The 21,254-nt window shown below is 71.4% G+C and carries 19 protein-coding genes; 14 read left to right on the top strand and 5 right to left on the bottom strand.

What is annotated here, in order from left to right:
* Positions 1-61: 61 nt before the first annotated feature.
* The 3 genes from MBA17_RS02130 (at position 62) to MBA17_RS02120 (ending at position 3,695) form a co-directional block, all read left to right on the top strand.
* Positions 62-1,144, top strand: a complete 1,083-nt coding sequence (locus MBA17_RS02130; protein ID WP_238494488.1) for an LLM class flavin-dependent oxidoreductase — start codon at positions 62-64, stop codon at positions 1,142-1,144.
* 40 nt (positions 1,145-1,184) lie between these two features.
* Positions 1,185-2,144, top strand: coding sequence for a LysR family transcriptional regulator (locus MBA17_RS02125; protein WP_238494487.1), 960 nt, complete (start codon positions 1,185-1,187; stop codon positions 2,142-2,144).
* 78 nt (positions 2,145-2,222) lie between these two features.
* Complete coding sequence (locus MBA17_RS02120) at positions 2,223-3,695, top strand: S1 family peptidase (protein ID WP_238494486.1); 1,473 nt, start codon at positions 2,223-2,225, stop codon at positions 3,693-3,695.
* Positions 3,696-3,798: 103 nt separating this feature from the next.
* Here the strand turns inward: MBA17_RS02120 and MBA17_RS02115 are convergent, their stop codons facing one another.
* Positions 3,799-5,052 (bottom strand): threonine synthase, encoded by a 1,254-nt coding sequence (locus MBA17_RS02115; protein WP_238494485.1) that lies wholly within the window; start codon positions 5,050-5,052, stop codon positions 3,799-3,801.
* A 204-nt stretch (positions 5,053-5,256) separates the two neighbouring features.
* Here MBA17_RS02115 and MBA17_RS02110 point away from each other — a divergent pair, with 204 nt between their 5' ends.
* Both MBA17_RS02110 and MBA17_RS02105 read left to right on the top strand, forming a co-directional pair.
* Positions 5,257-6,015 (top strand): IclR family transcriptional regulator, encoded by a 759-nt coding sequence (locus MBA17_RS02110; protein WP_238494484.1) that lies wholly within the window; start codon positions 5,257-5,259, stop codon positions 6,013-6,015.
* Between the two features lie 94 nt (positions 6,016-6,109).
* Positions 6,110-7,201 (top strand): amidohydrolase/deacetylase family metallohydrolase, encoded by a 1,092-nt coding sequence (locus MBA17_RS02105; RefSeq protein WP_238494483.1) that lies wholly within the window; start codon positions 6,110-6,112, stop codon positions 7,199-7,201.
* A gap of 257 nt (positions 7,202-7,458) precedes the next feature.
* On the opposite strand, the gene MBA17_RS02100 is transcribed toward MBA17_RS02105, so the two are convergent.
* Positions 7,459-8,247: an SAM-dependent methyltransferase gene (locus MBA17_RS02100; RefSeq protein ID WP_238494482.1), complete on the bottom strand. Its 789-nt coding sequence runs from the start codon at positions 8,245-8,247 to the stop codon at positions 7,459-7,461.
* Between the two features lie 194 nt (positions 8,248-8,441).
* Here MBA17_RS02100 and MBA17_RS02095 point away from each other — a divergent pair, with 194 nt between their 5' ends.
* From MBA17_RS02095 to MBA17_RS02085, 3 genes are read left to right on the top strand one after another with little or no spacing between them, the layout of a single operon-like run.
* Positions 8,442-9,062: a (2Fe-2S)-binding protein gene (locus MBA17_RS02095; RefSeq protein ID WP_455432670.1), complete on the top strand. Its 621-nt coding sequence runs from the start codon at positions 8,442-8,444 to the stop codon at positions 9,060-9,062.
* Entirely contained in the window at positions 9,062-10,033 is a 972-nt protein-coding gene (locus tag MBA17_RS02090; RefSeq protein WP_238494481.1) for an FAD binding domain-containing protein, read from the top strand. Before MBA17_RS02095 ends, MBA17_RS02090 begins: the two co-directional genes overlap by 1 nt.
* A 2-nt stretch (positions 10,034-10,035) precedes the next feature.
* Positions 10,036-12,237 (top strand): xanthine dehydrogenase family protein molybdopterin-binding subunit, encoded by a 2,202-nt coding sequence (locus MBA17_RS02085; RefSeq protein ID WP_238495022.1) that lies wholly within the window; start codon positions 10,036-10,038, stop codon positions 12,235-12,237.
* Positions 12,238-12,239: 2 nt separating this feature from the next.
* On the opposite strand, the gene MBA17_RS02080 is transcribed toward MBA17_RS02085, so the two are convergent.
* Positions 12,240-13,046, bottom strand: a complete 807-nt coding sequence (locus MBA17_RS02080) for an SDR family NAD(P)-dependent oxidoreductase (RefSeq protein ID WP_238494480.1) — start codon at positions 13,044-13,046, stop codon at positions 12,240-12,242.
* A 236-nt stretch (positions 13,047-13,282) separates the two neighbouring features.
* On the opposite strand from MBA17_RS02080, the gene MBA17_RS02075 reads away from it, so the two are divergent.
* From MBA17_RS02075 to glpK, 6 genes are all read left to right on the top strand, one after another.
* Complete coding sequence (locus MBA17_RS02075) at positions 13,283-14,659, top strand: Na+/H+ antiporter NhaC family protein (RefSeq protein WP_238494479.1); 1,377 nt, start codon at positions 13,283-13,285, stop codon at positions 14,657-14,659.
* Entirely contained in the window at positions 14,656-15,480 is an 825-nt protein-coding gene (locus MBA17_RS02070) for a hypothetical protein (RefSeq protein WP_238494478.1), read from the top strand. The genes MBA17_RS02075 and MBA17_RS02070 overlap by 4 nt, the downstream gene beginning before the upstream one ends.
* Before the next feature lie 113 nt (positions 15,481-15,593).
* A complete protein-coding gene (locus MBA17_RS02065) occupies positions 15,594-16,226 on the top strand; it encodes a TetR/AcrR family transcriptional regulator (RefSeq protein ID WP_238494477.1) in 633 nt (210 codons plus the stop codon).
* On the top strand, positions 16,223-17,347 hold the full coding sequence (locus MBA17_RS02060; protein ID WP_238494476.1) for an acyltransferase family protein: 1,125 nt from the start codon (positions 16,223-16,225) through the stop codon (positions 17,345-17,347). The genes MBA17_RS02065 and MBA17_RS02060 overlap by 4 nt, the downstream gene beginning before the upstream one ends.
* Before the next feature lie 337 nt (positions 17,348-17,684).
* Positions 17,685-18,503: an MIP/aquaporin family protein gene (locus tag MBA17_RS02055; protein ID WP_238494475.1), complete on the top strand. Its 819-nt coding sequence runs from the start codon at positions 17,685-17,687 to the stop codon at positions 18,501-18,503.
* A 38-nt stretch (positions 18,504-18,541) separates the two neighbouring features.
* The gene (gene glpK, locus MBA17_RS02050) at positions 18,542-20,059 is read left to right on the top strand and encodes a glycerol kinase GlpK (protein WP_238494474.1); all 1,518 of its coding nucleotides are present in this window, start codon (positions 18,542-18,544) and stop codon (positions 20,057-20,059) included.
* Positions 20,060-20,065: 6 nt separating this feature from the next.
* Here glpK and MBA17_RS02045 read toward each other — a convergent pair whose 3' ends face one another.
* Positions 20,066-20,206, bottom strand: a complete 141-nt coding sequence (locus tag MBA17_RS02045; protein ID WP_238494473.1) for a hypothetical protein — start codon at positions 20,204-20,206, stop codon at positions 20,066-20,068.
* 82 nt (positions 20,207-20,288) lie between these two features.
* On the bottom strand, positions 20,289-21,158 hold the full coding sequence (locus MBA17_RS02040; RefSeq protein ID WP_238494472.1) for a hypothetical protein: 870 nt from the start codon (positions 21,156-21,158) through the stop codon (positions 20,289-20,291).
* Positions 21,159-21,254 lie beyond the last annotated feature (96 nt).

Here is a 21,254-nt window from a genome sequence, read left to right as displayed (position 1 = left end):
CTGTCCTCACTACCCAGGGCACACCGGAATATCCGGAGGCGGTCTCCGGGTTGTCCCACAGGTGACCGATCAGATCCGCGGCATCGCACGAGGCGATGCGGACGTGCCCCTGTCCATTCTCGATCTGGCCACGGTCAGCGCCGGGAGCACCGTCGGCGAGGCGCTGCGGACCAGCACCGAACTGGCCAGGCGTGGCGAAGAGTGGGGCTACCACCGGCTGTGGGTCGCCGAGCACCACGGCATGCCCAGCGTGGCCAGCTCCTCCCCCGCGGTGCTGATCGCGCATCTCGCCGCCGCCACCCGCACGCTTCGGCTCGGCTCCGGCGGCGTGATGCTGCCCAACCACGCGCCGCTGGTCATCGCCGAGCAGTTCGGCACCCTGCACGCGCTGCACCCCGGCCGGATCGACCTGGGCCTCGGCCGGGCGCCCGGCACCGACGGAGCCACCGCGCAGGCGCTGCGCAGGGGCGACGCCGACCGGTTCCCCCAGGAGGTCGCCGAGCTGGCCGGGTTCCTCGACGGTTCCTTCGAGCCCGGCCATCCGTACGAGCGGATCCGGGCCGTGCCGCGCGACCCCGGCGGCCGGCCGCCGATCTGGCTGCTCGGCTCCAGCGGGTTCAGCGCGCAGCTCGCCGGGATCCTGGGCCTCCCCTTCGCCTTCGCGCACCACTTCAGCGCCGCCAACACCGAGCCGGCGCTCGATCTCTACCGCACGAACTTCCGCCCGGGGGACGTCCTCGACCGGCCGTACGCCATGATCGGCGTGAGCGCGCTCGCCGCCGACACTTCCGAGCAGGCGAAGCGGCTGGTCCGCACCGGCAGCCTGGCCATGCTGAAGCTGCGCCGCGGCATGCCGGCCCCCGTGCCCAGCCCCGAGGAGGCCGAGAACCACCCCTACTCGGAGGTGGAGGAGGAGTTCCTCCAGTCCTGGGAGGCCAACGTGGTGCACGGCGACGCGGAGGAGGTCCGCGCGGGCCTGGCGGCCCTGCGGGCGCGCACCGGAGCCGACGAACTCATGATCACCTCGACCGTGTACGGCGGCGCGAACCGGCTTCGTTCCTTCGAACTCATCGCCCGCGCCCACAAGATGACCGGCGACATTCATGACAGCCCCGACACAGATTCGTCAAACTTCGTGACATAAGCGCATTGGCAGCGGGTCATCCCCGCCATACGTTGCGCCTATGGATCTCGAGCTCCGCCATCTCAGGATCGTGCGCGCAGTGGCAGAGGCGGGCAGCGTGTCCAAGGCCGCCACCGTGCTTGGACTCGCGCAACCCGCACTGACCGCCCAGCTCAAGCGTATCGAGCGCGTGCTCGGGGGAGCCCTGTTCGATCGCGACCACATGGGGGCCCGGCCGACGGCACTCGGGGAACTAGTGCTCACCCGGGCCAGGGTCCTCCTACCGGCGGCCCGCCAGTTACAGGAGGAAGCCGCCAGATTCGCCAACTCCTCCGGCACGGAACACCGCTTCCGGCTGGGGGCCACCAACAGTCCGCTGCTCGGCGGACTGGTCGACCGGCTCGCCACCGTGCACCCGGCGGCGTCCGTCAGCACCTTCACCTCCTGGTCGGCCGAGGAACTGGCCGGAATGGTGATGAACGGCAGGCTCGACTACGCCCTGGTGGGCGTCTGCGGGGAGAGCCGCCCCCCTGCCGCCATGCAGCTCGCCTGGCGCACCGTCGCCGTGGACGCGGTCTGCGCGCTCGTCAGCGAGGACCATCCGCTCGCCGGCGAGCCGGAGGCCGACCTCGCCGCCTTCTCACAGGCGAGCTGGGCGGTGGCGCCGGGCGAGGGCTGCTTCGCCGACTGCTTCGCCGCCGCCTGCGCAAAGGCGGGTTTCACCCCCAAAACCATCTACGAGGCGGACGTCGCCACCTGCGTGCACCTCGCCCAGGTGGGCAGGGCCGTCGCGCTGTGCCAGGCGACGTTCCGCCTCACCCCCGGCCTGGCGCTGCTGCCGATCGCGGGAGGGCCGCTGCGCTGGCGGCAGGTCCTCGGCTGGCACCCCGACACCGCCGCCGCGCGCACCGCGCCCGGCATCGTGCTGCACGCGAAGGCCGCCCACATGGACGCGGTACGGCGCAGCCATACCTACCTCGACTGGCTGGCGCGCAATCCCGAGTTCTCCATACCACCGTGATGAGGGGGCATCTGGTATGTCCCCTGGGATCGGGCCGGGCCGTACGGTGACGGCACCCCCCGATCCTGAGGAGAACTCATGCTCCGAAACCGCCTGTCGATCACAGGCGCGGCTGTCGCGATCAGTGCTCTCATCCTCACCGGAACACCCGCGGCGGCGGAACCCGCTCCGCAAGCCGAGGCTCTCACCGCGATCGCCAAGCCACCGCCCGGCGTGATCGAGGCGATGCAACGCGACCTCGGGCTCACCGCTGAGGAAGCGTCCGCCCGCCTGATCAACGAGAGCCGTGCCCGCCAGGTCGAGCCCGCCCTCCGCAAGAAACTGCGGGACCGCTTCGGCGGCTCGTGGGTGACCAGGACCGGCGCGCTCGTCGTGGCCACCACGGACGCCGCCGCGACCGCCGAGATCACCTCCGCCGGAGCACAGGCCAAGGTCGTGGCCCGGCCCCTCGCCGCGCTCGACGCCGCCAAGGAGGCGCTCGACAAGGCGGCGGCGGTCAAGTCCGTGCCGGTGTGGTACGTGGACACGCTGACCAACAGCGTCGTGGTGCTGGCCTCCGACACCGCCGCGGCCGAGCGGTTCGTCGCGGCCAGCGGCGCCGACCGCGCCGCCGTACGGATCGAGCAGTCGGCCGAGCAGCCCGTCCCCCTCTATGACGTACGCGGCGGCGACGCCTTCTACATCGGCGGCGGGCGCTGCTCGGTGGGCTTCGGCGTGACCCGCGGCACCACCCACGGCTTCGTCACCGCCGGGCACTGCGGCTCGACCGGCAACGCCACCACCGGCTACAACCAGGTCGCCCAGGGCACCTTCCAGGGCTCGTCGTTCCCCGGCAACGACTACGCGTGGGTCGCGGTCAACTCCCAGTGGACCGCCACCGGCGTCGTCAACGGCTACACCGCCGGCATCATCGCCGTCGCGGGTTCCACCGACTCGCCGGTCGGCTCGTCCGTCTGCCGCTCCGGCTCCACCACCCAGTGGCACTGCGGCACCATCCAGCAGCGCAACACCAGCGTCACCTACCCGCAGGGCACGGTGAACCAGGTCGTCCGCACCAGCGTGTGCGCCGAGCCCGGCGACTCCGGCGGCTCCTACATCTCCGGCAGCCAGGCCCAGGGCATGACCTCCGGCGGCTCCGGCAACTGCACCTCCGGCGGCACCACCTACTTCCAGCCGGTCAACGAGGCGCTCACCGCCTACGGCCTCACCCTCGCCACCGGCGGCACCCCGCCGCCGACCGGCTGCACCGGCTACCAGAACACCTACACCGGCTCGCTGACCAGCAACCAGAACGTCTACCAGCCGACCGGCGGCTCCTACCAGTCGACCGTCTCCGGCACCCACCGCGGCTGCCTGGACGGCCCGAACGGCGTCGACTTCGACCTCTACCTGCAGAAGCTGAGCGGCTCCACCTGGGTGACCGTGGCCAGCGGCACCTCCCCCAACCCCGATGAGACCGTGTCCTACAACGGCACCGCCGGCACCTACCGCTACCGCGTGCACGCCTACAGCGGCTCCGGCTCCTACACCGTGGGCATCACCCGCCCGTAACCCGCCACACGCGTAGCGCCGACCGGGCCACCCCTACCGCGCCGCCGTCCTCCCTGGGACGGCGGCGCTCCGGCTGCCTGACTCACGTCGGCGCCGCTCATGCTCATCGGTCGCTCGCCGTCGGTTCGCCGAACAGCGCGAGCAACTCGGCGGGGTCCGCGCTGACCACACCGTCCGTGGGCGGCGCGGCCCGGACCAGCGCCTCCGGCTGCTTCTGCGCCGAACCCGTCACCACCGCGACCACGGTGTCGTCCGGCGACACCCAGCCCTGGGAGCGGGCCCGCAGCAGGCCGGCGATCGAGGCGGCGGCCGACGGCTCCGCCGCCACGCCCTCCGCGCCGAGCAGCCGCATCGCCTCGAACAGGTCGGCGTCGTCCACGGCGACCGCCCGGCCGCCGGACTCGTAGATCGCGCGCAGTACCCGGGCGCCGCCCTGGATCGGCGCGTCGCCGGCGATGCTCTGCGCCACCGTGCGCCGGGCGTCGCCGTGCGGACCGGCCGTGCTCTGCCCGTTCTGGAAGGCGCGCACCAGGGGGGCGGAGGCGGACGCCTGCACGCCGATCATCCTCGGCAGCCGGTCGATCACGCCCAGCCGCTTCAACTCGCGGAACCCCTTCCAGGCGCCCCACAACCCGCCGCCCGTGCCGACCGGGTGCACCATCACGTCGGGGGCGCGCCAGCCGAGGGCCTCGCAGATCTCGTAGGCGTAGGTCTTCATCCCCTCGTGCCTGACCGGGTTGATGAAGTTGACGAAGGAGTAGAAGCCGGCCTCCGCGAGGGCGCTGACCCCGGCGAAGATCTCCAGGCTGGAGCGGTACCTGAGCCGGAGCACACGCGCGCCGTACAGGCTGATGGCGGCGACCTTCGAGTCGTTGGCGACGTCCTCGACCAGGACCGTGGCCGCGATCCCGGCGCGGGCGGCGTAGGTCGCGAACGAGGCTCCGGCGTTGCCCGAGCTGTAGGTGAACGCCTCGCGGACGCCCAGGGACCTGGCGAAGCCGACCGCGACGGAGAAGCCCCGGTCCTTGAAGCTGCCGGTCGGCATGAGGGTGTCGTTCTTCACCAGCAGGCCGGGGATGCCCAGCTTGTCGCCGAGGAGCCGGGTGGTGAGGAGCGGGGTGTCGCCCTCGCCCAGATGCAACGGCTCGGTGCCCGGGGGCACGGGGAGCAGGTCGGCCCAGCGCCACAGGCCGATGTCGCGGCGCTCGGCGGCACGGGTCAGGATCTCCCCGGACGCGCGGCCCAGGTCGTAGTGGATCTCCAGCAGTCCCCCGCACGCCCGGCAGAGCAGCGCCGGGGTGTCCAGCGGGATGCGGGCGTGGCAGTCGTCGCAGATGTAGTGGGTGGCCAGATTCATCGGGAGTTCCTTCGCTGGAGACCCCGGGCTTCAGCCCCGGGGAGGAAAGCGAACGTGCCGCGTAGCGGTGCGAGGGACGTCGGTCCCGCCGTGGCGAACAGGGGCGGTGCCGTTGTGATCGCGTTTCGTACTGTGAAACGCTGTCTTATATGGTTGAATATGCCGGACTTTGTTCCCGACGGTCAACCCCTGTCAGGTGCTCGCATGAACTCGATCGAGAAGACGCTGGCCGTGCTGCGCGCCCTCTCCAGTCCCGATCAGCCCAGGCGGCTCGCCGACATCGCCCAGCGGACGGGCATCAACAAGGCGACCGCGCACCGGATCCTGCAGATCCTCACCGCCGAGGGATACGCGGTGACCGGCGGCGACGGCGCCTACGCGTCGGGCCCCGCGCTGGTCGCCCTGGCCGGATCGGCGCTGGCGGACCGCGACCTCGGCGTGGTGGCCCGGCCGATCCTCGTCAACCTGGAACGGCAGACCCGGCACACCGCCCACTTCGCCGTGCGCAGCGGCACCGTGGCGGTGTACCTCGCCAAGGTGGAGTCGCAGCAGCCGTACCACATGGCGTCGAAGGTCGGCATGCAACTGGCGCTGCACTGCACCGCGATCGGCAAGGCGATCCTGGCCGGCCTGGACGAGGACGAGGTGGGCGCGATCCTGGCCGCGACCTCGCCGCTGATCGGCCACACCCCGGCGACGATCGTCGAGCCCGACCGGCTGTTGGCGGAGCTGGCGGCCGTACGGGAACGCGGCTACGCCGTCGACGAGCAGGAGAACGAGCGCGACGTGCGCTGCGTCGGAGCCGTGGTGCGCGACCGGCACGGCACCCCCATCGGGGGCGTCAGCGTGTCCGGGCTGACCTACGCGCTGACCGGCGAGGACGTCGGGCTGCTCGGACCGCTCGTGGTGACGGCCGCCGACCGCATCTCCGCCGCGCTCGGATCCCCGCGAGCGAGCCGATGAGCGGCCCGACGAACGGCCCGACGAACGGGCCGACGAACGGGCCGACGACGGTTGATCCCGCGGAGGTCGTCGCCCGAGCACACGCGGATCGAATGTGATGCTCGTACGGGTCATCGACCCCGGCCGGGGTGAGCGGGCAGGGCGGCTGACGCGGCGGCCCGACGGCACGATGGCGCTGGAGGAGGCCGACCGCGCGCCGGGAAACCTGTGCGTCGGTCCCGGCTGGGTCGATCTGCACGCCCACGTCTACGACGGGATGACCTCGCTCGGCGTCCCGCCCGACCGCGTCGGCCTGGACACCGGCGTGCACGTGGTGGCCGACGCGGGCAGCGCCGGCCAGGCCACGCTGGACGGGCTCGCGAAGTACGTCGTGCCGGCGGCCGAGGTGGGCGTCCGCGCCTGGGTGAACATCGGCTCGACCGGCCTGGTGGACCTGCGGGAGACCGCCGACCCGCGGTCCGTCGACGTGGACGCCACGCTCGCCGCCATCGAGCGCCACCGCGGCCTGGTGTGCGGCGTGAAGGTCCGGTCGAGCGGAGCGATCGTCGGCGGGATGGGGCTGCAGCCGCTCCAGCTCGGCAGGCTCGTCGCGCGCGAGGCCGGGCTGCCGCTGCTCGTGCACATCGGCGAGGCGCCGCCGCTGATCGAGGACGTGCTCGACCTGCTCGACGCCGGCGACGTGATCACGCACTGCTATCACGGGAAGATCGGGCGGCCGTGGCGGAAGGACGGCACCCCGGCGCCCGCGCTGGCCCGCGCGCTCGACCGCGGCGTGCTGCTCGACGTGGGCCACGGGGCGGCGAGCTTCAGCTTCGACGTCGCGACCGCCGCCGTCGCCGCCGGCTTCCCGCCCCACTCGATCAGCACCGACGTGCACATCAGGAACATCGGCGGCCCGGTGCACGACCTCGCCACCACGGTGACCAAACTGCTCATGTGCGGCATGCCCCTGGCCGAGGCCGTCGCCTCGGTCAGCACGACCCCGCGGGGCGTCCTGCGCCTGCCCGGCCCCTGGCTGTCCGCCGCCGGAGCCGTACAGCACGCGACCGTGTTCCGGCTGGCCGGCACGGACCGCACCTACCAGGACGCCACCGGAACCCGCCGGACCGCGGAACGGCTCGTGGTCCCGGTGGCGACCGTGGTCGACGGACGCTTCCGCCCCTGCCCCGCCGGGCCGGGGCGATGACCCGCCCCGGCGGGCAGGGGCCGCCAACGCACGCCGTACAGCCTGACGACCTCCTGCTCCACGCCGTTTCCGTGACTGTCGGTGGCGGCCGGTTTGAACGAGGCGGCGTTTGTCCACGCGGGCGGCTCACCGGCTGATCCGGCGGTTCGACGACATGCTGATCTCCGACGTGTCGGGGTGACCAGACGATCGCAGACCAGCCATGCGCCGAACAGCGGATCGCGATCACCACATGTCAGGACCCCGCCATCGATCGGTCAGGGCTTGCGGCCGATGCCGCAGAAGGCGTCCACGTCTGCGGGCTCGCCCCAGGGGGCGGCCTCCGGCCGCCAGCGCGCGACCGACACCACGCCCGGCTCCAGTAACTCCAGCCCTTCGAAGAATCCGGTGATCTCCTCGGGCGTACGGAGACGGTACGGGATCGCGCCGCTGTCGTCGTAGCCCTCCTGGGCCTCCTCGAACGCCTCGTTGAACGCGTTGGTGCCGTCGTAGAGCGTCAGGTGGCTGCCGGACGGCAGACCGTCGAGCAGCCGCCGCACGATCGACCGGGCCACGTCGTAGTCGCCGACGTGGCCCAGGATGCCCATCAGCATCAGCCCGATCGGCCGCTCGAAGTCGAGGGTCGCGGCGGCGGCCCGGAGGATCGCCGCCGGATTGTGCAGGTCGGCGTCGACGTAGTCGGTGGCGCCCTGCGGCGTGCTGGTCAGCAGGGCACGGGCGTGGACCAGCACGAGCGGGTCGTTGTCGACGTAGACGATCCGCGAGTCGGGGGCCACCCGCTGGGCCACCTGGTGGGTGTTGTCGACGGCGGGCAGCCCGGTGCCGACGTCCAGGAACTGGCGGATCCCGGCCTCGCCCGCCAGGTGCCTGACGGCCCGGGCGAGGAACGCCCGCGAGTGGCGGGCGACGTCCACGATGCCGGGGAACGTCCGCACGTACGCGTCGCCCGCCTCGCGGTCGACCGCATAGTTGTCCTTGCCGCCCAGCCAGTAGTTCCAGATCCGCGCCGAGTGCGGGACGCTGGTGTCGATCTCGGCTGGTTCCACAGGGTGACGGCGTGTCACGGGACACCTCTCATCGACTCAGGACGCTGTCGGAGTCAGCACACCACCACGGGCCCCACCCGGCAAGCGATTCGATCTTTGCCCCCGCCCTTCGCTCGTTTTTATACTCCTCCCCATTAGATGGGCCCTGCCCGGCGAAGCTCAGCCGGTTGACCCCTCGGCGAAAAGGGAGCCAGATGGACGAGACGACCCGTGAGAGCCCACCGAGCCGCAGAGCCTTCCTGTCCCGCAGCCTGACGGCCGGGGCGGGACTGGCCGCGCTCGGCGGCACGGGGACCGCGACGGCCGCCGCGCCGGCGGTCGCCGCCGCAGCCGCCGTCGATCCGCCGGAGACGCTGCCGGTGTCGCTCACCGTCAACGGGCGGCGGCGCACGCTGCGCACGGACCCGCGTACCAGCCTGCTGGACGCGCTGCGCGAGGACCTCGGGCTCACCGGCCCCAAGAAGGGCTGCAACCAGGGAGCCTGCGGCGCCTGCACGGTACTCCTGGACGGCACGCGCATCTTGTCCTGCATCACCTTCGCGGTGATGTTCGAGGGCGCCGAGATCACCACCGTGGAGGGACTCGCGGACGGCGATCGGCTGCACCCGGTCCAGCGGGCGTTCGTCGAGCACGACGGGTTCCAGTGCGGCTTCTGCACCTCCGGCCAGATCACCTCCGCCGTCGGCCTGCTGGCGGAGAACCCGCGCCCGTCGACGGCGGAGATCAAGGAACTGATGAGCGGGAACCTCTGCCGCTGCGCGGCCTACCCGAACATCGTCGCGGCCGTCGAGTCGGCCGCCGAAGGCAGGTCGTGATGCGCCCGTTCCACTACACCCGTGCCGGCGACGTCGCCGAGGCACTGCGCATCCTGTCCCAGGACGAGGGGGCGGCGCTCATCGCCGGCGGCACCGACCTGGTCACCCTGATGCGCGACGGGATCAGCGGCCCCTCGCACCTCGTGGACGTCAACGGGCTGGGCCTCGACGAGGTCCGCTGGCTGCCCGGCGGCGGCGTGCGCCTGGGGGCGATGTGCCGCAACGCCGCCAACGACAGCCGGCTTCGCCGCGCCTACCCGGTGTTGTCCGAGGCGCTGCGCTCGGGGGCCTCACCGCAGATCCGCAACCGGGCCAGCGTCGGCGGCAACCTGCTCCAGCAGACCCGCTGCACCTACTTCCGGCTGCCCGAGTTCGCCTGCAACCGGCGGAACGCGGGCTCCGGATGCTCGGCGCTCCAGGGGGACAGCCATGCCCAGGCGATCTTCGGGGCGAGTTCCCAGTGCGTCGCCGTACACCCCTCGGACTTCTCCGTCGCCCTGCAGGCGCTGGACGCGGTCGTGCTCACCGAGGGGACGCGCGGGCGGCGCAGGATCCCCGTCGACCAGTTCTTCCGCCTGCCCGGCGACACTCCCCAGGTGACGACGGAGCTACGCCGCGACGAGCTAATCGTCGGGGTCGAGCTGCCGGACAGCCCGTTCGCGGCCCGCTCGCACTACGTGAAGTTCCGCGAACGCGCCTCCTACGCCTTCGCGCTGGTCTCGGCGGCGGTGGCGGTCGAGGTGCGAAGCGGGACCGTGCGCTCGGCCAGGGTCGCCCTGGGCGGCGTGGCGGCCAAGCCGTGGCGCTCGCAGGCGGCCGAGGAGGCCCTCGTCGGCGCCCGGCTGAACGAGGAGACGATCGCCGCCGCCGGAGACGCCGCCGCGCGCGGGGCGCAGCCGCAGCGGCACAACGCGTACAAGGTCGAGCTGGTCAGGCGCGTCGTGCGCCAGGCCCTGAGCGAGCTGGGGTGACCATGGCGATCGGCAAGGCGATCTCGCGGGTGGAGGCCGGGGACAAGGTCACCGGCGCCGCCCGCTACACCGAGGACGTGCGGGTCGCCGAGACGGCGCACGCGGTCCTGCTGGGCAGCGCGATCTCCGCGGGCAGGGTGCGGGGCATCGACACACGGCGGGCCGAGCGGGCCCCCGGCGTACTCGCGGTGATCACACACCTGAACCGGCCGGACTTCGCGGCGGTGCCCCCGACGCCCTACACGGCGGAGGGCCGGATGCCGCTGGTCGACGACCGGATCCACTACGCCGGGCAGTACATCGCCGTCGTGGTGGCCGAGACCAGGGAGCAGGCCGAGCACGCCGCCACCCTGGTCGTGGTCGACTACCACCGGACGAGCCCGGTGCCCACCCTCGACGCGGCCCTGTCCCAGGCGTACATCCCGCGTGAGAACGGGCTCGCCCGGGTGCCCTCGGAGTACCGGCGCGGGAACGCCGAGGCGGCCCTGGCGGCCGCTCCGGTGCGGGTGGAGGAGGAGTACCGCACCGCCGCGCTCAGCCACGCCCCCATCGAACCCTCCTCGACGCTGGCCTACTGGGAGGGCGACCGGCTGACCATCTACGACTCCACCCAGTCGGTGCACATGCACCGGCCGCTGGTCGCGATCGCCTTCGGCGTGCCCGAGGACCGGGTACGGATGTACTGCTCCCTCGTCGGGGGCGGATTCGGCAACAAGTCATACTCGTGGCCGCACGTCTTCCTCGCGCCGATGGCCGCCCGGGTCGTCCGCCGTCCCGTGCGGGTGACGATCAGCCGCAAGCAGGTGTTCACCGGCACCGGCCACATGGCCGCGACCGTCCAGACCGTACGGCTCGGCGCCGACCAAGACGGACGGCTGCGGGCGCTGATCCACGACAGCGTGAACCAGACCTCCTTCATCGACGACAGGCAGGAGACCGCCTCCGCCATCACGCCGTACGTCTACGCCGTTCCCGACCTCTACGCCAGAATCCGGGTGACCAAGGTCAACACCGGCACCGGCGGCGCCATGCGGACCCCGGGGGACAGCGCGGGCGCGTTCGCCCTGGAGTCCGCCCTCGACGAGCTGGCCCACCGGCTCGGCATGGACCCGCTGGAGCTGCGGCGCCGCAACCACGCCGACGTCGATCCCGTGTCGGGGCGGCCGTGGAGCGGCAAGCAGCTGCTGGCCTGCTACGACCAGGCGGCGGAACGGTTCGGCTGGGACCGGAGGAACCCGGAGCCCGGCTCGGCCCGCGACGGCGACGACCTCATCGGCTACGGCATGGCGGGCGGGCAGCGCACCGAGCACCAGCGGCCCGCGCAGGCCACCGTCGACCTCACCGACGACGGCACCGCGGTGATCCGGAGCAGCATGGTGGAGATCGGCGGCGGCGGGCTCACCACCCTGAGTCAGATCGCCGCCGACGGGCTCGGGCTGCCGACCGCGGCCGTGACCTTCCAGCACGGCGACAGCGCCCTGCCCGCCGCCGCGCCCACCTTCGGCTCGATGACCTCCGGCAGCACCGGATCGGCGGTCAAGCTCGCCGCCGCCGACGCGCTCCGGGCCGCGATCGACCTGGCCGTCGGCGACCGCCGATCCCCCCTGCACGGCGCGGACCCCGACGACGTCGTCGCCCACGAGGGCGGGCTCCGGCTGCGGGACCGTCCAGGCGACGGGGAGTCCTACCGCGCGCTGCTCCGCCGTAACCGGATCAACACGCTGCGCGGCGACGGCGACTTCCAGCCCGAGGGAGAGGACGCCGAGCACGCGATGGCCACGTTCGGCGTGCATTTCACCGAGGTGCGGATCAACCGGTACCTGCCCCGGGTCCGGGTGGTCCGCCACGTGGCCGCGTTCTCCATCGGCCGGGTGCTCAATGCGAAGACGGCGCGGAACCAGGCGCAGGGCGGCATCATCATGCGGCTGGGCGCGGCGCTGATGGAGAACCAGCGCCCCGATCCCGTCTCGGGACGCTTCATCTCACCCGCCCTGACCGACTATCACGTACCCGTCAACGCCGACATCGGTGAGATCGACGTCATCTTCGTGGAGGAACCCGACACCAACGCCAACCCGCTCGGAGCCAGGGGACTCGGCGAGATCTGCGCGGTGGGCATCTGCGCGTCCGTCGCCAACGCCGTCCACCACGCGACGGGAAAACGTGTCAGGAGCCTGCCGATCACTCCCGACAAGCTGCTCTGAGGTCAGACCTCCTTGAGGAACCCGCCGTCGACGGCGTAGTCGACGCCGGTCGTGCTCCCCGAGCGGGGCGAGACGAGCAGGGCGATCACGTCGGCGACCTCCTGCGGCTCGACGAGGCGGCCGGTCGTCAGTTTCATCATCTCCGGCGCCGTGGTGTCCATGACGGTGTCGCGGTCGGTGCCCATCGCGGCGGCGAGGATGTCGGCCGCGCCGCCCTCCTCGGTCCACCAGGCGGTCCGCACGGGCCCGGGTGACACGGTGTTCACCCGGATGCCCTGCGGGCCGTACTCCTCCGACAGCGCCTTGCCGACGTTGTTCAGCGCCGCCTTGGCCGCGTTGTAGTCGACGTTCATCGGCGCGGGCTGCCGGCCGCTGGTCGAGGAGACGTTGACGATCGCGCCGCCGCCCCGGCCGAGCATCTCGGGGATGGCGGCGCGGACGGCCCTGACCACGGCGAACAGGTTGAACTCGAACATGTCCCGCCAGTCGTCATCGGTCGGGGTGAGGAAGGCGAAGCGCGGCAGGCTCGCTCCGGGCGGCGGGCCGCCGGCGTTGTTCACCAGGATGTCGAGCCCGCCGAACGCCGCCACCGCGCGCGCCACGACCTGGGCGGGCGCCTCGGGGTCCGTCAGGTCGACCGGCACGTGAACCAGGTTCGGGCCGGCCAGGGCGTCGAGTTCCGGGCTCCCCTTGCGGGACGCCGCCACCACGCGGGCCCCCTCGGCGAGCAGGGTCCGGACCACGGCCAGGCCGATGCCCTTGGACGCTCCGGTGACGACCGCCACCCGGCCGGAAAGCTGCAGATCCATGATGTTCCTTGTCTGTCGTCCGTCGATGAACCGACCATAGATCGAACACAGGATCCAGAACTGGCGAGATTCGGACCAGCAGTTTTGGCGGACGCAAAGCGATTTACTTCCTGTTTGTCATGGTTTGGGTAAGGTCGGCTCGCATAATCAAGCCGAAGCGAGAGGGCTGATGAATGGCCTCGACCGACGTTGCATCCGCAAACCCGCCTGACCAGGCGAATATCTACCGGCTGGAGATGACCGGGCGCCAGCGCGCAGCCGCCTCATCGCTGTTCGTGTTGGCGCTGCTCACCAGTGTCGGGGTACACCTCTGGGCGGACAGACCGGGGTTGTGGGGCCTGGTTCCCGTGGTCGTCTACGCACTCCTGGCGCTCTTCGGGGTCGACATGGTGCTCGCCACGCTCGGGGCGATCGTGTGCGCGGTCATCCTCGCCGGAGTGGGCCCGGTAGCCCTCGGACCCATCCTGCTCTCGTCGCTGGGCAACTTCGTCGCCCTGCTCGGCGTCATCATCATGCTGGGCGCGGGGCTGGGCGAGGTGATCCGCCGCGCGGGAGTCGCGGACTACCTGGTGGCGGGCATCGTGAACCGGATCGGCGTGACCACGAGGATCCGCGTGCGGATCGGGGTGATGGTCGCCTGCGCCCTGCTGGCCTTCGCGCTGGGCACGCTGGCCGGGTCGGTGGCGATCGTCGCGCCCATCATCATCCCGCTCGCCGCCGCCGTCGGCTACACACCGCCCGCCACCGCCGCCATGTTCTTCTTCAGCGGCCTGGGCGGGCTCATCCTCAGCCCGTTCGCACCGGCCACGATCGCGGTCTTCGAGTCGTCGAAGGTGAGCTGGATCGATTACGTGGTCACGGTCGGCGGCCCGGTGGCGCTGATGACCTGGGTCGCCGGGTTCCTGGTCGTCGCCTGGAACCAGCGGCGCACCGAGGGCCGCTTCGCCTATCCCGAGGGCAGGACGACAGCCGCCAACACGGTCGAGACGACCCCCCAGGTCAAGCGTGCCGCGTTCGCCTTCCTGTTCACCTTCGCGGTCATGGTCGTCTTCGCGTCGATCACCCAGGCGGGCGCCACGTTCGTGCCGATCGCCATGGTCGTGATGATCGCCGTCGTCGGGCTCGCCTCGCGGTCGGGACCGGGGAAGGTCATGGACGGGGTGTACGCCGGGGCCGGCCGCCTGCTGGGAATCTTCTTCCTGTTCTGGTTCCTGGCGATCCTGTTCGAGCTCATCGACACCATGAAGCCCTACGACGACATCGTCGCCCGCTTCGGTGACGGGCTGGCCTCCCTCGGCCCCTACCTGTTCGCCGTCTCGGTGCTGCTGGTCGGCTGGATCGGGATCGCGGGCGCCGCCGCCGCCCAGGCGGTCCTGCTCGCCAAGGTCTTCGGGCCGGTCGCCACCAGCCTGGGAATCAGCCCAGAGGCCTGGACGACGGTACTGCTGGCAACGGCCCAGACCGACGGCCTGGGTCCGTTCCCGAACCCCGACATGATCGGCCAGATGGGCCTGGCGGAGTCCAACTCCCTGAAGTGGCAGCTCCTGTCGTCCTGGCTGGTGATGATCCCCGTCGTCGCCCTCTACGGCATCCTGCTGGCGGTCTACACATGAGTTTCCATCCGCTGTTCGCCGACCTGCCGCCCGGCGCCTCCGCCCAGGCCGCCGGCCGCACCCTCGGGTACGGCGGGCCGCCCGCCCGCGCCGCCGGCGCCCGCTCCGGTGACCTCCGGCTGCGCTGCGCCTCCCTCCTCAAGCCGCTGTACGGCTGGGCCGCCGCGCACTGCCACGGCCCCTACGCCGCCGACCCGGCGAAGTGGCGGGCGGACGCCGAACCGGCCGTGCTCCGCTCCGACAACCCCGCCACCCTCCGCCTGTGGTGGTCGGCAGGCCCGCAGGCGATCCTCGGCACGCTCCGCGAGCGGACCGGGGTGACCTGGCAGGTCTCCGGCGCCGACCCCACCTGGTTCGGCGGCGTCGAGGCCGCCGCCGACGAGGTCGTCACCGCGTACGGCGCGCTGGCCCTGGCCGCCGCCGGAGGCGACCCCGCCGCCGAGGCGACCCTGTCGTGGATGCGGCAGGCGGAGCACACGTTCGCCATCGCCGAGACGGTCGCCGCCGGCCTCGGCCGCGCCGCCGCCGAGGTGGGCGTCAAGTGCGGCTGGTACGGCCGGCCGGACGAGGCCGGGCTGCGCACCCACGCCGTCGCCGTCGCCCCCTCGGGTGACGGGATCGCCGTTGTCGCCGCGCTGACCGCGATGCCGTACCCGGACGAGGGCGAGCGGGCGGCCTACCGGTCGATGGTCGCCGGCGGGGAGCCGGTCGTCGGCGAGCACGAGAGGCTCGCGGGCGAGTTGCTGCGCGGGCTGATCGCCACCACCGTGGCCGAGCTGGGCGGAGCGGCGGCCCGGGAACGCCGGGCAACCGCGCGGTGACACCCTGCCGCCGGGCGCGCGTGACCTGCTTCGCCCGCCTGGTGGAGACGCTCTCGAAGCCGGCGTAGTAGGGCTGATTCGCCATTTCTGGCCGCATGTACTAATTTTTGGCCGTGCGGTCAGAAAATGAACCAGACGGCCAGAAGAAACGGTCGTTCATCGAACAGGCGCGACGCGCCCAGATCATCGACTCGGCCATCGAGGTGATCGCCGAAGCCGGATTCGGCAAGGCGTCCCTCGCACTCATCGCCAAGCACGCCGGCATCAGCAAGGGCGTGATCTCCTACCACTTCGCCGGCAAGGACGAGTTGATGGAGGAGGTCGTCGACCAGGTCTACGCCGACGTCGTGACGTTCGCCCTGGCCCGCATGGCGGACCAGGAGACCGCGCTCGGGCTGCTGCGCACGCAGATCCTCACCGTGGCCGAGCACATGCGCGGGCACCGCACCCGGCTCAAGGCCCTCAACGAGATCTTCCACAACCTCCGCAGGCCCGACGGCACCCCCCGCTACGGCATCGAGAGCAGTGAGGAGCTGTTCAGGTCGCTGGAGCAGATCTACCTCTTGGGCCAGCAGACCGGGGAGTTCAGGGAGTTCGACATCCGGGTGATGGCGATCAGCCACTCGGCCTCGGTCGACAGCATGTTCGCCTACTGGTCGGCCCATCCCGAGCACGATCTCGACGCGCACGCGCGTGAACTGGCCGACCTCTTCGAGCACGCCACCCGCAGGGAGCCCTCCTCATGACCCCCGCCCAGACCACCGCGACCCCCGTCTCCATCTCCTCCGGCCGGCTGTACTACGTCGACAACCTGCGGGTCGCGCTGACCGTCCTGGTCGTGCTGCACCACGTGGCGGTGACGTACGGCAACATCCCGCTCTGGTTCTACACCGAGCCGGCGAAAGACCCCTCGGGCCTCGCGCTCGATCTCCTGGTCAGCTTCAACCAGGCGTTCTTCATGGGCTTCTTCTTCCTCGTCTCCGGCTTCTTCACGCCCGGGGCACTCGACCGCAAGGGCGGCCGGGCCTTCTTCCGGGACCGGCTGATCCGGCTGGGCATCCCGCTGCTGGTCTTCCTGCTCGTGCTGCGCCCGCTGGTGAACTTCGGGTCCTACCCCTCGGTGGCGGCCGCCACGGGCGACCCCGGCCTGCCGTACTGGCTGTTCTACCTGTACAGCTGGGATCCGGGCCCGATGTGGTTCGTCGAGGTGCTGCTGCTGTTCGCCGCCGTCTACGCGGTCGCCCGGCGCTTCGCCGGTCCGGTCCGCGAGGTTCCGGCCGCCGCGCCGCGAGCGCGCGCCATCGCCGGGTTCACCGCGGGGCTGGTCGTGGTGACGTTCCTGTGGCGGCTCGTCGTGCCCATCGGCCTGTACGTGCCGGTGCTGGGGCTTCCGTCCGCCGCCTATCTCCCGCAGTACGCCGGGCTGTTCGCCGTCGGGGTGGTCGCCTATCGCCGTGGCTGGTTCGCGAGCCTGCCCCGGCGGGCGGGCAGGATCGGGTTCCTGGTCGCGAGCGCGGTCACGGCGGCGCTGCTGCCCGTCGTCGTGATCACTCCCCCGGGAGCCGCGCAGACCCTGGTCCAGTCGCTCTGGGAGACGGTTTTCGCGACCGGTGTCATCCTCGGGCTGCTGGTGCTCTTCCGTGACCGCTTCGACCGGCAGGGGAAGCGCGGGCGGTTCCTCTCGCAGCAGGCGTACACCGTCTACTTCATCCACCCGGTGGTGCTGGTCGGCCTCGGTCACGCGTTCAGCGGCCTGCACGCGCCGGCGATCGTCAAGTTCGCCGTCGTGGCGGCGTTCGCCCTGCCGATCTGCTGGGCGGCGGCCTACCTGGTCCGCTCCCTGCCGGGGGCCAAGCGGGTGCTGTGACCGGCCGGCGTCCGAAGGCGGCCCGCGCCGACCGGACCGGCGAGACCGCGGCGCCACGCGGCCTGGCCGGAGGGTCGGCCGCAGGGCTTGGCCGGAGGGTCGGTCTGCGGGGCCCGCGCATCGGAACGCCGCCGCCGATCGACTTGGGGGCCGACGAAATATCCGATTATGGCTTCACCAAAAAGTCAGGCAATCGTACTGCTTACTGGCAATACTGACCATCATTCGGCATTCTCGTCATGTAGTCGTTGACCCAGCTCGATTCCGCACCTAACGTCCCGGGCAACCGTGAGATTTCGATCTCCCGGTGACCCGCACAGCGCCGTGAGGAGCGGATATGGCGGAACGACTGAAGATCAAGGGCTTGCTCGGCGAGATGGCGGCCGAGTTCGCCGGCACGATGATCCTTATTCTGTTCGGAGTCGGGGTGGTCGCCCAGGTCGTCGCGGGCGGCATCGGAGACCATGACAGCATCGCCTGGGCCTGGGGCCTGGGTGTCACATTTGGCGTGTACGTCGCGGCCCGGCTCAGCGGAGGCCATCTCAACCCGGCGGTCACCGTCGCGCTCGCCGCGTTCAAGGGATTTCCCTGGCGCAAGGTCCTGCCGTACTGCGCCGCGCAATTCTCCGGCGCGTTCGTCGCCGCGCTCATCGTCCGCTTCAACTACACCGAGGTCCTGCAGAACGCCGACCCCGGGCTCACCATCAAGACCCAGGGAGTGTTCTCCACCCTGCCTGGCAACGGAACCCTGCCCGTCGGCACCTGGGGCGGCTTCCGCGACCAGATCATCGGCACCGCGATCCTGCTCTTCCTCGTCCTCGCCCTCACCGACATGAACAGCTCGCCCCCCATGGCCAACCTGGCGCCGGTCGTAATCGGCCTGGTCGTGGTGGCCATCGGCATGGCCTGGGGCACCAACGCGGGGTACGCCATCAACCCGGCCCGCGACTTCGGACCACGACTGGCATCCTTCCTCACCGGCTACGAGACGGCCTGGCAGGATCAGTACGGCCAGCTCTACTTCTGGGTGCCGATCGTCGGCCCGCTGCTCGGCGGACTGCTCGGCGCCGGCCTGTACCAGGTCCTGATCGCCCGGTTCCTGCCCGCCGTGGTACAGCCCGAGGCGGGCAGGGTACCGCCCCCGACCAATGAGTAGAACGACCGAAGGACCACGCCAGAGGAGGCGCCGATCTCATGCCTGACTTCGTCGGAGCAGTCGACCAGGGAACGACTAGCACGCGATTCATGATCTTCGACCACGGTGGCAACGAGATCGCCCGCCACCAGCTGGAACACGAGCAGATCCTGCCGCAGCCCGGCTGGGTCGAGCACAACCCGACCGAGATCTGGGAACGAACCCGTGCGGTGATCGAGACCACGATGACCAGGGCCGGACTGGTCGCCGCCGACCTGGCCGCGCTCGGCATCACCAACCAGCGGGAGACGACGGTGGTGTGGAACCGCGTCACCGGCCGGCCGTACTTCAACGCCATCGTCTGGCAGGACACCCGCACCGACCGCATCGCCTCGGCGCTGGACCGCGACGGCCGGGGCGACATCATCCGCCGCAGGGCGGGTCTGCCGCCGGCCACCTACTTCTCCGGCGGCAAGATCCAGTGGATCCTGGAGAACGTCGACGGCGTGCGCCAGGCGGCCGAGGCGGGCGAGGCCGTCTTCGGCAACACCGACTCCTGGTTGCTGTGGAACCTGACCGGCGGCATCGACGGCGGCGTGCACGTCACCGATCCCACCAACGCCAGCCGTACGATGCTGATGGACCTGGAGACCCTCGACTGGGACGACGAGCTGCTGTCGTTCTTCGGCGTGCCGCGCCAGATGCTCCCGGCCATCAAGCCCTCCTCCCACCCCGGCCTGTACGGCCTGACCCGCGCGAACGGCCCGCTGCACGGCGAGGTCGCGCTCTCCGGCGACCTCGGCGACCAGCAGGCCGCGACCGTCGGGCAGGTCTGCTTCGAGGTGGGCGAGGCGAAGAACACCTACGGCACCGGCAACTTCCTGCTGCTCAACACCGGCACCGAGCTGGTGCACTCACAGAACGGGCTGCTCACCACGGTCTGCTACCGCTTCGGCGAGGAGGCTCCGGTGTACGCGCTGGAGGGCTCCATCGCGGTGACGGGGTCGGCCGTGCAGTGGCTGCGCGACCAGCTCGGCATCATCGCCGGCGCGGCCCAGAGCGAGGCGCTGGCCAGGCAGGCCGCGGACAACGGCGGCGTCTACTTCGTGCCCGCGTTCTCCGGCCTGTTCGCGCCGTACTGGCGGTCCGACGCCCGGGGGGCCATCGTCGGGCTGTCCCGCTTCAACGACAACACGCACATCGCGCGCGCCACCCTGGAGGCCATCTGCTACCAGAGCCGCGACGTCGTCGAGGCGATGCGGCAGGACTCCGGGGTCACCCTCGACGTGCTGCGGGTGGACGGCGGGGTCACCGCCAACGACCTGTGCATGCAGATCCAGGCCGACGTCCTCGGCGTGCCCGTGTCCAAGCCGGTGGTCGCCGAGACGACCGCGCTGGGCGCGGCCTACGCGGCAGGGCTGGCGGTGGGCTTCTGGAAGTCGACCGAGGAGCTCAAGCAGAACTGGAACGAGGCCACGCGCTGGCAGCCGCAGTGGTCGGAGGACCAGCGCGAGCATGGTTACGCGGGCTGGAAGAAGGCCGTCGAACGGACCCTGAACTGGGTCGACGTCTCCTGATTCCGATCAGTCGCCGCGCGCCCGCACCAGCGTCTCCAGCTCGTCCATGAGCCGTTCGGTGCGGGGCTCGCGGTAGGTGGCGGGGATCGCCCCGGTGGTGCTCGGCGATCCCCGCCTCCAGTCGGCCGAGCAGCTGTCCACCGGCACCTGCCCTCGCGGCACCTGCCCTCGCGGTGGCTCTCCTCGCGGTGACCGTCCACCCGGCACCTGCCCTCGCGGTGACGTCCGGTCACCGTACGCTGAGGGTCCGCCCCGCCTCGATCGCCTCGCGGACGCTGCTGGCCAGCGCCTGCTCCAGCGCCTCGCCGTGCGCGGCGAGCTGCCGCAGCTCCGCGGCGTCGTCCGCGTGGGCCAGCAGCTCACGGTACTTCTCGTTGTTGTCCAGCGCCTCCCGGGCCCGCAGCGCGGCGTCCGCGGCCCTGACCCGGAGCGCGTAGCCCTCCAGCGCCGCCACCCGTTCCGAGACGGCCTCGACCGACCGCCGAAGCACCGCCTTCTGGGGTTCGAGGACCGCCGTCAGCTCGGGCGTCACCATTTCCCGTACGGCCTGCGCCTGCTCCACGGCGAGTTCCGACTGCATCCGCAACAGCCTGGCGATCTCCCAGATCTGCTGGGGAAGGAGGCGGTCGTTGGCGACGCCGTCGAGCATGCGTAACCGGGTGACCTTCGAGTCCCTGATCGCGAAGGCCGCCTTGCGCGCCCGGTCCATCAGCTCGCGCGACGACCGTGCCAGGTCGGCCACCAGAACGAACCGGTCGCGGCAGGGACCGTGCCGGGGATCGGGCAGACCCGCCTCACGTAGCCGCGGGATGAAACCGTCGACCACGGCCAGCCGCTCGTCCTCGGTCAGAGCCGGGTCCATGACCATGAGAATCGACTGCCTGACACGTTCTCTCTCCACGGCGAGCAGATGTTCCTCGGTCGCCGCCCGCTCCCTCGCCTTCAGGTAGGTGTGGGCGATGAGGGCGACGATGACGAGGGCCAGTACCAGGAACACCCCGCCGGAGGTTCTCTCCAGTCCGGCCGCCCAGCCCAGCACGACCGCGCCGCCGGCCATCGCCAGGAAACCGATGCCCCACCATGAGCTTCCCCTTACCATGCACCCACCCCACTCCCTGCAATGACGGCGATTTCACGCCACTGCCACTCCATGGACATGACGAAGTACATATAAACGGTCGCCACTCACCCCAAC

The sequence above is a fragment of the Dolomitihabitans soli genome, from assembly GCF_022213955.1.
Lineage (GTDB): Bacteria > Actinomycetota > Actinomycetes > Streptosporangiales > Streptosporangiaceae > Streptosporangium_A > Streptosporangium_A soli.
Note: the sequence above shows the minus strand (reverse complement) of the source record. Positions and strands in the feature narration are given on the sequence as shown.